Annotated in this window: 11 protein-coding genes; 2 read left to right on the forward strand and 9 right to left on the reverse strand. The window is 64.8% G+C overall.

What is annotated here, in order from left to right; translation table 11 throughout:
* The first annotated feature begins 273 nt into the window (after positions 1-273).
* Positions 274-2,484 carry a DUF305 domain-containing protein gene (locus tag ACFFF7_RS04785; protein ID WP_379480212.1) on the forward strand — a complete coding sequence of 737 codons (2,211 nt, stop codon included), beginning with the start codon at positions 274-276 and terminating at the stop codon, positions 2,482-2,484.
* A 41-nt stretch (positions 2,485-2,525) separates the two neighbouring features.
* Here the strand turns inward: ACFFF7_RS04785 and ACFFF7_RS04790 are convergent, their stop codons facing one another.
* The 5 genes from ACFFF7_RS04790 to ACFFF7_RS04810 form a co-directional block, all read right to left on the reverse strand.
* Positions 2,526-3,593: a serine hydrolase gene (locus tag ACFFF7_RS04790; RefSeq protein WP_379480213.1), complete on the reverse strand. Its 1,068-nt coding sequence runs from the start codon at positions 3,591-3,593 to the stop codon at positions 2,526-2,528.
* Positions 3,594-3,727: 134 nt separating this feature from the next.
* Positions 3,728-5,683: a potassium transporter Kup gene (locus ACFFF7_RS04795; protein ID WP_379480214.1), complete on the reverse strand. Its 1,956-nt coding sequence runs from the start codon at positions 5,681-5,683 to the stop codon at positions 3,728-3,730.
* A 203-nt stretch (positions 5,684-5,886) separates the two neighbouring features.
* The gene (gene groL / locus ACFFF7_RS04800; protein WP_379480215.1) at positions 5,887-7,524 is read right to left on the reverse strand and encodes a chaperonin GroEL; all 1,638 of its coding nucleotides are present in this window, start codon (positions 7,522-7,524) and stop codon (positions 5,887-5,889) included.
* A gap of 77 nt (positions 7,525-7,601) precedes the next feature.
* A complete protein-coding gene (gene groES / locus ACFFF7_RS04805) occupies positions 7,602-7,889 on the reverse strand; it encodes a co-chaperone GroES (protein WP_379480216.1) in 288 nt (95 codons plus the stop codon).
* Between the two features lie 117 nt (positions 7,890-8,006).
* On the reverse strand, positions 8,007-9,386 hold the full coding sequence (locus ACFFF7_RS04810) for an MATE family efflux transporter (protein ID WP_379480217.1): 1,380 nt from the start codon (positions 9,384-9,386) through the stop codon (positions 8,007-8,009).
* Positions 9,387-9,590: 204 nt separating this feature from the next.
* Here ACFFF7_RS04810 and ACFFF7_RS04815 point away from each other — a divergent pair, with 204 nt between their 5' ends.
* Entirely contained in the window at positions 9,591-10,034 is a 444-nt protein-coding gene (locus ACFFF7_RS04815; RefSeq protein WP_379480218.1) for a c-type cytochrome, read from the forward strand.
* A gap of 180 nt (positions 10,035-10,214) precedes the next feature.
* Here the strand turns inward: ACFFF7_RS04815 and rplL are convergent, their stop codons facing one another.
* The 4 genes from rplL to ACFFF7_RS04835 form a co-directional block, all read right to left on the reverse strand.
* The gene (gene rplL / locus ACFFF7_RS04820) at positions 10,215-10,592 is read right to left on the reverse strand and encodes a 50S ribosomal protein L7/L12 (RefSeq protein ID WP_100866741.1); all 378 of its coding nucleotides are present in this window, start codon (positions 10,590-10,592) and stop codon (positions 10,215-10,217) included.
* A gap of 70 nt (positions 10,593-10,662) precedes the next feature.
* The gene (gene rplJ / locus ACFFF7_RS04825; RefSeq protein WP_379480219.1) at positions 10,663-11,178 is read right to left on the reverse strand and encodes a 50S ribosomal protein L10; all 516 of its coding nucleotides are present in this window, start codon (positions 11,176-11,178) and stop codon (positions 10,663-10,665) included.
* A gap of 295 nt (positions 11,179-11,473) precedes the next feature.
* The gene (locus ACFFF7_RS04830; RefSeq protein WP_379480220.1) at positions 11,474-11,680 is read right to left on the reverse strand and encodes a helix-turn-helix domain-containing protein; all 207 of its coding nucleotides are present in this window, start codon (positions 11,678-11,680) and stop codon (positions 11,474-11,476) included.
* Positions 11,680-12,234 carry a DUF2975 domain-containing protein gene (locus ACFFF7_RS04835; RefSeq protein WP_379480221.1) on the reverse strand — a complete coding sequence of 185 codons (555 nt, stop codon included), beginning with the start codon at positions 12,232-12,234 and terminating at the stop codon, positions 11,680-11,682. Before ACFFF7_RS04835 ends, ACFFF7_RS04830 begins: the two co-directional genes overlap by 1 nt.
* Between the last annotated feature and the right edge of the window lie 96 nt (positions 12,235-12,330).

Consider the following 12,330-nt stretch of genomic DNA (forward strand, 5'->3'; position numbering starts at 1 on the left):
CAATGCGTGGCAGACACGCAACACCATTGCACGATTCGCCGCGGCGCCCTTGCGGGCATTGCGCCTTGCGCGCTAGGAGCGCGGCGTCATCCCGAATTGACCAGCAAAGGCCAGCGGGGTTCAGCACACGATCTTCCGGGAGGGGAGAGGGGCGCATCGGCACGGCCGGTGCGCCCCAATCGTTTTTGCAGGCTGCAACGCCGCGATAAACCGCTTTAGCTCTGCTGCGATTGCATGTTAGCCAGCGCGCAACAGGCAATTGGGGGACAGGAAATGAAGCGCTTTGCACAGCTGGCAATGGCGGGGCTTCTGGTCGGAACGGCAAGCGCCGCGCTGGCCCAGACCGCGCCAATCACCATGCCCGGCGCGCCGGGCCAGGCGCCGCGCACGATCACGGCCGAAGCGGCAAGCAAGCTGGCCAATTCGGGCTATTCCCCCGCCGACGTCGCTTTCATGCAGCACATGATTACCCATCACCAGCAGGCGGTCGACATGGCCGCGCTGGTCAAGGCGCGGACCAACAATCCCGACATCATTGCAATCGCCGGGCGGATCGACGCCGGCCAGGCCGATGAAATGAAGTTCATGCGCAAGTGGCTGGCCGATCGGGGAGAGGCGACCGCGATGCCGGATATGGCGCACATGGGCCACGAAGGCCACATGGGCATGGCCATGCCGGCGATGAAGGGGATGGCCAGCGCCGAGCAGATGGCCGCCCTGGCCGCGGCAAACGGCACGGCCTTCGACCGGCTGTTCCTGCAGCTGATGATCCCGCACCACCGCGGCGCGCTGGATATGGTGGACAATCTGCTGGACGCCCAGGGCACCGCCTATGACCCGGCGATGTTCCAGTTCACGACCGATGTTACCACCGATCAGAAGGCCGAAATCGAGCGGATGAACAAGACCCTTGCCGGGCTGTCGGGCGATCCGCGCGCCACCCTGGCCGCGGGTTTTCGCAACGCCGGCGAGGCGACGCTCAATCTGCGCAAGATCGCCAGCCTGCCCAAGCCGCCCGGGTTTTTCGATCCGACCAACCCGGCCGGACTGTTCCCGCTCAAGGCGAAATCACCCAAGGACGCCGACAAGCCGGCCGAGCCCGCGAAGAAGGACGGCGAACCGCCCAAGCCCGAATTTGCCGATCGCTGGGCGCTGCTCGACTTCATGAATTCGGACATGGCCTTTTCCGGCGACATGATGATCGCCGGCAGTTTCCACGGCTTCAACGTCTATCGGCTGGGCAAGGACGGGGTGCCGGGCCTGGTCAGCTCGGTGGTCTGCCCGGGCGGCCAGGGCGACGTCTCGATCGTCGGCACGCTGCTGATCACCAGTGTCGAGGAACCGCGCGGCCGCACCGACTGCGGCCTGCAGGGGGTCAATGCCAAGGTCAGTGCGGAACGCTTCCGCGGCATCCGCATCTTCGATATTTCCGATGTAACCCGTCCGCGCCAGGTCGGCCAGGTCCAGACCTGCCGCGGCAGTCACACCCATTCGGTAGTCGACACCGATGCAAGCCGCATCGTGGTCTATGCCTCGGGCACCTCGTTCGTGCGCAAGAGCGAGGAACTGAGCGGGTGCATGGACACCGCCGGAGACGACACCGCGCTGTTCAGCATCGACCTGATCGAGATCCCGATTGCCAACCCTGCTGCAGCGCGGATCGTCGACCGGCCGCGGGTCTTTGCCAGCGAAGGCCGCATTGCCGGGCTGTGGCGCGGCGGCGATCACGGCGAAGGCACCCAGGACACCGAAGTGACCGACCAGTGCCACGACATTACCGTATTCCCGGCCAGGAAGATCGCCGCCGGGGCCTGCTCGGGCAACGGCATCCTGCTCGACATTTCGAACCCGCTGAAGCCCAGGCGGATCGATGACGTTTCGGACAAGGGCTTTGCCTACTGGCATTCGGCCACGTTCAACAACGACGGCACCAAGGTGCTGTTCACCGACGAATGGGGCGGCGGGATGCGGCCGCGCTGCCAGGCGGGCGATCCCAAGACTTGGGGCGCCGACGCGTTCTACGGGATTGAGAACGGCAAGCTGGTCTACCGCGGCCATTACAAGCTGCCCGCGCCGCAGAGCGACAAGGAAAACTGCGTCGCGCACAACGGATCGATCATCCCGGTGCCGGGGCGCGATATCTTTGTCCAGGCCTGGTACCAGGGCGGAATCAGCGTGATCGACTTCACCGACGCCGCCAACCCGAAGGAAATTGCCTACTTTGATCGCGGTCCGATCGACAAGGACCAGCTGATCCTGGGCGGCTACTGGTCGGCCTACTGGTACAAGGGCCGGATCTACGCGACCGAGATCACCCGCGGGATCGACGTGTTCAAGCTGGAGCCGAGCGCCTTCCTGACCAAGGCGGAAATCGCCGCGGCCCAAAGCGCGATCTATCCGGGCGGGGTGTTCAACCCGCAGAGCCAGACGCAAGTGACCTGGCCCGCCGCACAAGTGGCGGCAGCGCGGGCCAGCCGGAAGTAGCGGAAGGGAGAGAAGACGGGGCTACCCGGCGCCCTATCGGATCAGCGCGACGCGGTGCGGCGGAAGCTGGACGCCTCGATCTGGTAACCGTCGTAGATCGCCCGGGCAATACTGGCGATGCGGGCATCGCGCAGTGACTTGCCGCCCTGCCCGGTGACATAGACCGCGACCGCGATGGCCCGGCCATCGGGGGTGTTGATGATCCCGACGTCGCTCGACGTGTTGCTGAGCGTGCCAGTCTTGTGCATGATCGTGGCATCACCCGGCAGCAGTGCACGCAGGCGGCCCTTGCCGGTTACGCAGCGTTGCATCGCCGAAATCAGCACCGCGTTGCTGCCGCGGCTGAGCCAGCGGCTCTGATAGATACCGGTCAGCAGCTGGACCATGGTCAGCGGCGTCGCGCTGTCGCGCGGATCGACCACGCGGGCCGGATCGTACTGACCGTCGTCGCGCACCAGAGTGGCGATATCGCGATCGAGCCGGAAGCCCGAAAGGCCGGCGGTGTTCCTGACCCACTGGTTGACCGCACTTGGACCACCGACGGCGGCAAGCAGGGCATCGGTGGCGCGGTTATCGCTGTGGATGATGGTGCGGTCGATCAGTTCGATCGCCGACATCGTCGCCCCGGGGCGGACCGGCGCAACCGCGCTGGAATACTTGGCCGAGGGAACCGGCATCATCAGCGGATAGCGGTCGGTCAAATGAAACCGGCCCTGATCGACCCCACTGAGGAACGTGGCGACAATTGCAATCTTGCTGGTGCTGGCCATCGGGAAGGGCTGGTTGCCCAGGACCGAAACCGTGCGCCCGGTGCCAAGATCGACCGCGGCAACCCCGATCCGGCCCTGCGCGCCATCGGCCAAAGCGGCAACCTGGGCTTCCAGACCCGATTCGTAGCGGCGCGGTTCGGCGGTCCCGCTCCAGCCCTGGACCGGCAGGATCGATACCGGCGCACTGACCACGGCCGAGCGCTGGGGCTTGGCTTCGGCGCGCAAAGCCTGGTCGAACGCCGATTCAAGGCTGTTGGTGGGCGCCGCAGTTGCCGGCACGACAACCGACCCGGCCAGAGCCAGATAGGCAGCGAAGCGAAGGAACAGGTTGCTTTTCACGCGTACAGTGATCGCCCAAACATGCTTTCATTTTGTATAACGAAGCGGGATCCGGATAGACAGCTGCGACGAAGCGCACTTTTAATGCGAGGACTTGCAGGAACCTTGCAACGGCTCTTGCCGGTGAGTCGCCCTCAAATCGCGTATTGCGCGCCCAGTTCGATCACCCGGTTTGGCGGGATATTGAAGTAATCGGTCGGATCGGCGGCATTGCGGTGCAGCGTGATGAACAGGACATCCTGCCACAGCGGCATCCCCCCTTCGGCCACGTGCGAGTACGAATTGCGCCCGATGAAGAAGCTGGCCTTGGCCGCATCGGGGATGGCCGCGCCGCCGCGGATCAGGTCGGCGCGCACATCGGGCTGTTCCATGAAGCCATAGCGCAGCTCGACAATCGCGAAGCGGTCATCGACCCGGGTAACGGTCAGGCGCTCATCCGGATCGCAGTGCGGCTTTTGCAGGGTGCGCACCGTGGTCACCAGGTTGTGGCGATGGAGCACGCGGTTGTGCTTGAGATTGTGCAGCAGCGCATGCGGGGTCAGATCGGGCCGCGCTGTCAGGAACACCGCAGTGCCTGGCACGGTCTTGGGTGGGCGGGCAGCAAGTGCGGCGGCCATGTCGCGCAGCGGAACGGCGCCGTCGTGTTCCAAGGCGGAAACTATCTTGCGGCCGCGCACCCAGGTCCAGACCACTGCCAGAATGCCGGCAGCAATCGTCAGGGGAACCCACCCCCCTTCGACCACGCGCAGGATGTTGGCACCGAAGAAGATGAGGTCGATGGACAGGAAGGGTACGATCACCGCCAGGCTGAGCGGCAGGCCCCAGCCCCAGCGCCGACGGACGACCATGAAGGCCAGGCAGCAGGTGATCACCATCGTCCCGGTGACCGCGATGCCATAGGCTGCGGCCATCGCCGAGCTGTTGCGGAAGCCGATGGTCAGGACCATCACCCCGAACAGCACCAGCCAGTTGATCGCCGGCATATAGATCTGCCCGGCATGCCCGGCTGAGGTCTGGCGTATTGCCAGCCGCGGCAACAGGCCCAGCTGCATCGCCTGCTGGGTCAGCGAGAAGGCCCCGGTAATCACCGCCTGGCTGGCGATGATCGTGGCCGCCGTGGCCAGCAGCACCATCGGCAGCCGCACAGCCTCGGGGATCATCTGGAAGAACCAGTCCTGGTTGGCGAACGGCTGGCCCATGCGGCCGGCCTCTTCCAGGGTATGGATCGCAAAGGCCCCCTGCCCCAGATAGTTGAGCGCCAGCGCCGGGAAGACCAGCGCGAGCCAAGCCAGGCGGATCGGCGCCTTGCCGAAGTGGCCCATGTCGGCGGTCAGCGCTTCGGCCCCGGTAACGGTCAGGAACACCGCACCCAGCACGAACAGCCCCAGCACGCCGTGTCCGGTGACGAAGCTGACCGCGTGCCACGGCAGGAATGCGGCCAGGATGCCGGGTCCATCGGCGATGTGAATCGCGCCCAAGGCACCTATCGCCAGGAACCACGCGATGCAGACCGGGCCGAATAGCTTGGAAACCATCTCGGTCCCGCGCGACTGGATTGCAAACAGGGCGGCCAGGATCACCAGGCTGATGACCAGGATCCGTCCCTCGGTAAACACCGCCGCGCCGCCGGGCAGGGTCTTGAGGCCTTCCACTGCGGAAAGCACCGACAGCGACGGCGTGATGACCGCATCGCCGTAGAACAGCGCCGCGCCGACCGCCCCCAGGGCAATGATCCAGCCGCCCTTGGCGACCCCGCGCTGAGCCAGGGCCAACAACGCGAGCACGCCGCCTTCGCCGTCATTGTCGGCACGCATGAGAAAGACGACGTATTTCAGCGTGACGATGATGATCAGCGCCCACAGCGCCAGGCTCATCACCCCGATGATCTCGCCGCGATCGAGGCCGTCGGAAGCGGCCTGGCCCAGCGCTTCGCGAAAGGCATAGAGCGGGCTCGTGCCTATATCGCCAAAGACCACGCCGATTGCGCCGATGGTCAGCGGCAACATGGCTTTTGCGGTGGCGGAAGTGTGGCCGCTCTGGCCAGTGATACTTGCGTCGGCGTCGTCCGCCGCGGTCTCGCTATCGTGCATCGGTGCGCCTTCCTGACGCTGGGGAAGGCGCGGCAGATAGGCGTGTTGCACACCGGTGCAATTGCGTTCGCTGCAACGGCAAGTGCAGATTTCGCATGACGCGGCGCAACGCCGATTTGAGCGTTCCGGCGTCAAGCGCAAAAGCAAAGGGCCGGAAGGATTGCTCCTTCCGGCCCCTGCATTCGGTTCGGAAACGGACTGGCTTAGAAGTCCATCCCGCCCATGCCGCCGCCGGGCATTGCCGGCATGGCGGGCTTGTCTTCCGGCTTTTCGCTGATCGCCGCTTCGGTGGTGATCAGCAGGCCGGCGACCGAGGCCGCATCCTGCAGCGCGGTGCGGACGACCTTGGTCGGGTCGATCACGCCGGCCGCAACCAGGTTTTCATAGGTGTCGGTCGCGGCGTTGAAGCCCTGGGTTTCGTCGTCCTCGCGCAGGAGGTTGCCCGAAACCACGGCGCCGTCGTGACCGGCATTGGTGGCGATCTGCTTGACCGGGGCGGTGATCGCGCGGCGCACGATGTCGATACCCTTGGTCTGGTCGTCGTTGGCGCCCTTCATCCCGGCCAGAGCCTTGGTGGCATAGAGCAGCGCGGTACCGCCACCGGGGACGATGCCTTCTTCAACTGCGGCGCGGGTCGCGTGGAGTGCGTCGTCGACGCGGTCCTTGCGTTCCTTGACTTCGACTTCCGAAGCCCCGCCGACCTTGATCACCGCAACCCCGCCGGCCAGCTTGGCCAGACGTTCCTGCAGCTTTTCCTTGTCGTAGTCGCTGGTGGTGGTTTCGATCTGGGCGCGGATCTGTTCGACCCGGCTCTTGATCTCGTCACCCGAACCGGCGCCATCGACGATCGTGGTGTTGTCCTTGTCGATCGACACGCGCTTGGCCTGGCCGAGCATGTTCAGCGTGACCGATTCGAGCTTGATGCCCAGGTCTTCGCTGATCATCTCGCCCTTGGTCAGGATCGCGATGTCCTGCAGCATCGCCTTGCGGCGATCGCCGAAGCCGGGGGCCTTGACCGCCGCGACCTTGAGCCCGCCGCGCAGCTTGTTGACCACCAGGGTGGCCAGTGCTTCGCCTTCGATGTCTTCGGCGATGATCAGCAGCGGACGGCCCGACTGGACCACGGCTTCGAGCACCGGCAGCATCGCCTGGAGGCTCGACAGCTTCTTCTCGTGGATCAGGATGTAGGGGTTATCCAGCTCGACGGTCATCTTGTCGGGGTTGGTGATGAAATAGGGCGAAAGATAGCCGCGGTCGAACTGCATGCCTTCGACGACATCGAGTTCGAACTCAAGCCCCTTGGCTTCCTCGACGGTGATCACGCCTTCCTTGCCGACCTTTTCCATCGCTTCGGCGATCTTGTTGCCGACTTCGCTGTCGCCATTGGCCGAGATGATCCCGACCTGGGCGATTTCCGACGAACCCGAAACCGGCTTGGAGCGCTTGACCAGGTCTTCGACGACCTTGGCCACGGCCAGATCGATGCCGCGCTTGAGGTCCATCGGGTTCATGCCTGCGGCGACCGAGGTCATGCCTTCACGGACGATCGCCTGGGCCAGCACGGTGGCGGTGGTGGTGCCGTCACCGGCCTGGTCGTTGGTCTTGCTGGCAACTTCGCGCAGCATCTGCGCGCCCATGTTCTCGAACTTGTCCTTGAGCTCGATTTCCTTGGCGACGGTGACGCCATCCTTGGTGATGCGCGGTGCGCCGAAGCTCTTGTCGATCACCACGTTGCGGCCCTTGGGACCCAGGGTAACCTTGACGGCATTGGCGAGGATGTCGACGCCGGCGAGAATGCGCTCACGCGCGTCGCGGCCGAACTTTACGTCTTTGGCAGCCATTGTGCTGTTCCTTCAGGTTCGAATGTTCACAAAATTCACAGGGTGCGGGAAGCGGGATTATCCCGGCAGACGGCGGTTCAGCCGATGATGCCGAGGATGTCCGATTCCTTCATGATGATCAGGTCTTCGCCGTCGAGCTTGACCTCGGTGCCCGACCACTTGCCGAACAGCACCTTGTCGCCGGCCTTGACGTCCAGCGGAGTAACCTTGCCGTCTTCGGCCTTGTTACCGGCACCGGCGGCAACGACGATGCCCTCGGCCGGCTTTTCCTTGGCGCTGTCGGGGATGATGATCCCGCCAGCAGTCTTTTCCTCGGCCTCGACGCGGCGAACCAGCACGCGATCGTGCAACGGACGGAAGCTCATGTGATGTACCTCTCTACATGACGTTGAAGTGTCTTGGCACTCTCACGCGGTGAGTGCCAGCGGTGCGCATATGGGTGCGCGTTCAGGTGTCGTCAAGGAGAGTCTGGCGGGAAAAATTCAGCGCGGCAGCAGCCCCAACGCCTCGCGCCGCCGCCAGCGGTGGAGCAGCAGCACGGCGACCACCACCAGCCCCACGGCCAGCCCGATCCACACGCCCAGGCCGCCCAGAGGGGTAAACAGACCCAGCCCCAGCGACAGGCCGAAACCGGGCAGCCAATACCCGAACAGCGCGATCGCCATCGGCATCCGCGTATCCTGCAGCCCGCGCAGCGCGCCCGCGCCGACCGCCTGGATCCCGTCGAACAGCTGGAACAGCGCCGCCACCGCCAGATATTGCACGGCCAGGGCAATCAGCTGGGCATTGGCCGGATCGGCCACGTCGACGTAGAGCGCCAGGACGTGACGCGGGAACAGCAACATGATCCCGGCCCCGACGAACGAGAAGGCGAAGGCGGTCCACAGCGCCGCCAGTCCGGCCAGCCGCACGCCTTCGCGGTCGCCCGCGCCGTAATGGTAACCGACCCGGATCGTCGCTGCCTGGCCCACGCCAAAGGGCACCTGGAACGCCAGCGCCGCAATCTGCAGCGCCACGGTGTGGGCGGCCAGTTGCGCCGCGCCGATCCGCCCCATCAGATAGGCCGCGCTGCTGAAGAAGCCACCTTCGGCAATGATGATGCAGGCGATCGGAAGGCCGATCCGCAGCATCTCGCGCAGCCGCTGCCATTCGGGCCGCCACCAGTTGCCCAGCAGGCGATAGCGGCGCAGCCGCCGGTCGGCGGCGATGACCACGGCATAGGCGGCGACCATCGCAAAGGCGGTGATCACGCTGGCCAGGGCCGAGCCTTCGAGGCCCATAGCAGGCAGGCCAAAGTGACCAAAGATCAGCACCCAGTTGCCCAGCGCATTGACCAGAATCGCCACTGCAGTGATCGCGGTGGCCAGCATCGGGCGGCCCAGCGCGGCAACGAAGGTGCGCTGGACGCTGGACACCACCATGGCCGGGATGGCCCAGCGGATGATCGCCAGGAAGGCACCGGCGCGGCGCGAAATCTCGGGATCCTGTCCGGTCAGCAGCATCAGCGCTTCGCCCCAGCTGCACAGCGCCACGCCGATCATGCCGGTCCCCAGCGCCAGCCACAGCGCCATCCGCACCGACCGCCGCACTTCGCGCACCGCGTGCTTGCGGCGGCCCAGCTCCGCCGCGACCAGCGGCGCGACCGCACCGGTCAGGCCGGTCAGCGCCCAGCTGATCAGCATGTATTGAGTCACCGCTAGGCTTGAGGCGGCCAGCGCCTGCTGGCCCAGCATGGCGACGAAGATCACGTCGGTGGTCCCGATCGCCATCCACAGCAGGTTGGCCAGCGCAAGCGGCGCCGCGAGGTGCAGCGTCGCGCGCAGTTCCGTGCGCCAGGGGGTCAAGGCGGGTCCGTCCGACATAAAGCCGGCCCGGATAGGCGCGATCCGCGTATCGCAAAAGTCGATTTGCCGCAGGCCGCGCACTTCTCGTCGCCACCGTGCGAATAATGCAACGCCTGTCACCCCCTTTGCACTAGGCGCGGGCAAAGGCCGGGTTCATGGTTCCCGTCATCGGATCGCACCCCGCGGGGTGCCGTGCGATGGACCGAGAGGAGGCAGGGGATCATGGGCGTTCGTTTCGCCGCGGGGGTGGCAGTGTTTTCGGCTCTGGTCTTGGCGGGCTGCGGCTCTCCGCCTGACGATCAGGCATCGGGCACCAGCGCATCGCCCGCAACCAGCGCCGAGCCTTCGGCGGCAGCCACAGTCGCAGCGGCAGATGGCAGGCCTGCGGCCTTTGCCCAGTGCGCCGCCTGCCATTCGGTCGAGCCGGGCAAGATGGGCATCGGGCCCAGCCTGGCCGGCGTCTTCGGCACCAAGTCTGGCGCGATTCCCGGCTACGCCTTCAGCGAGGCGATGAAGACCGCCAACCTGACCTGGGACGAAGCCACGCTGGACCGCTATCTGACCGCGCCGGCCAAGGTCGTGCCGGGCACCAGGATGACCTATGCCGGCCTGGCCGATCCGGCCGCGCGCAAGGCGATTATCGCATACCTGAAGGCACTGAAGTAAGCATACTTCGGGCTCTTCGGGTCGCAGGGGAAAGGGTCGGGGCGAAAGCCCTGGCCCTTTCTTGTCTATCGTGTGCCGATCGTGTGTGCGATTAACTGGCAACACAAGCCGTACCAACAGAAAAAGGGCGGCCCCGTGGGACCGCCCTTTCCCGTAATCCGAAAAGGATCGAGGTCGAAATTACTTGATTTCGACGGTGCCGCCAGCGGCTTCGATCTTCTTCTTGATTTCTTCGGCGTCGGTCTTGTTGGTGCCTTCCTTGATCGCCTTCGGCGCGGCTTCGACCAGCGCCTTGGCTTCGGTCAGGCCCAGCGAGGTGATCGCGCGGACTTCCTTGATGACGGCGATCTTGTTGCCGCCGTCGCCGGTCAGGATGACGTCGAATTCGGTCTTTTCTTCGACTGCTTCAGCAGCAGCGCCACCGCCGGCAGGGGCAGCAACGGCAACAGCGGCAGCAGCAGACACGCCCCAGGCTTCTTCAAGTGCCTTGGCAAGGTCAGCAGCTTCCAGGACGGTCAGCTTCGAAAGTTCTTCAACGAGCTTGGCGATATCAGCCATGATGTTTCACTCCTAGTTGTTGGCCGGAGCGGGCGGCGCCCATAACTCCGGTAAATCGTACGAAAACGTCTTAAGCAGCATCCTTGGCGGCATAGGCCCCGAAGACGCGAGCCAGCTTGGCCGCCGGAGCGGTGGCAAGCTGGGCGACCTTGGTGGCCGGTGCCTGGACCAGGCCGATGACCTTGGCGCGCAGTTCGTCGAGCGAGGGCATCGAGGCGAGCGCCTTGATCCCGTCCGCATTCAGAACCTGTGCACCCATCGATCCGCCGACGATTTCGAGCTTGTCGTTCGTCTTGGCGAATTCGACGACAGCCTTCGCGGCGGCAACCGGATCTGCCGAAACGGCAAGAGCGGTCGGGCCGGTCAGGAACTCGTCGATACCGGCGTAGTCGGTGTCCTGGATGGCAAGCTTGGCAAGACGATTCTTCGCAACCTTGTAGGTCGCACCCGCATCACGCACCTTGCCGCGCAGAACGGTGGACTGGGCCACCGTCAGCCCGAGGTTGCGGGTGACAACCACCACGCCGGCCTCGGCAAGACTTGCGTTGAGCGAAGCGACCGATTCGGCTTTCTGCGAACGATCCATGCCTTACTCCTTCAAAATGACCGCGCGTGAGCGAACCCCCGCACGGCCGGCTACGTATGTCCATGGCGCAGGGTGCACCACGGGCGAGTCCGTTCGAAGGGGAAGGAGGACGTGAACCACGTCGAAGGCGGACCTTGCGCAAAGGCAGGGGCCGCGTAAATCTCTGTCCCCGTCTAGGCTGCAAATTAAGAGGGGAACCCTCAGCAACTGTCTCGGACGGCTGACCGGAGCGGACGAATCCGTGCCGGTCGGGGCGGGCCAATAGCAGCACCCGCCCCTGAGTCAAGGATTGCCGCTATTCCGCCGCATAGCCCAGCAGATCCCCCGGTTGGCATTCGAGCACCTGGCAGATCGCCTCAAGCGTCGAAAAGCGGATCGCCTTGGCCTTGCCGGTCTTGAGGATCGACAGGTTCGCAAGGGTGATGTCGACCCGATCGGACAGCTGGGTCAGCGTCATGCCGCGCGCCGAGAGAAGTTCGTCGAGGTGAATTACGACTGGCATCAGACCGTTCCCTCAAGGTCGCCCTGCATTTCCGCGCCCTTGCGGAACACGCGCGCAAGGATAAACAGCAGCAGGGCAATGGCGACGCCGCCAGGAGCGGGATCGATGCTGACCGGGAAGCCGTTGATGTCACCGCGCACCGCAACGCCGATCATGTTGGCAAAGAAGCCCAGCGCCATAAGCCCGACCACCGCGCCGCCGATCCATTCCAGCCGCTTGGCATTGGCCATGGCAAAGACCTCGCCGCTTTCTACAGTGTCGATCAGCGCCATCAGTCGCAGAACGATCCCGATCGCCGTATCGAGTGCGGCCAGTCCGATCAGCAGGCGCGTAGCTGGTCGCCACACGGGCTCGAGCGGGGAGACCAGCAGCGCGGTACCTTGCGACACGCCATAGCCGACCAGCCCGACTATGCTCATGACGAAGCTGAGGATCAGGCCGACCAGCAGGACATAGAGCAGCACCTTGGCGGCGATCAGCAGGCCATCGCCTTTCATTCCCTTGACACCGAGCTCGCCGAAATCACGGGCAAACTGTTGCAGCAGCATTTTCATAGTCAGATCCTTGTCAGTGCGCAGCCGGCAATGTCCTGCGCCGCCCCATATCGTTTTTCGATATACCTGATTCGCCATATCGTCAATCGATAATAT

The organism is Novosphingobium aquiterrae (assembly GCF_042434435.1).
GTDB lineage: Bacteria > Pseudomonadota > Alphaproteobacteria > Sphingomonadales > Sphingomonadaceae > Novosphingobium > Novosphingobium aquiterrae.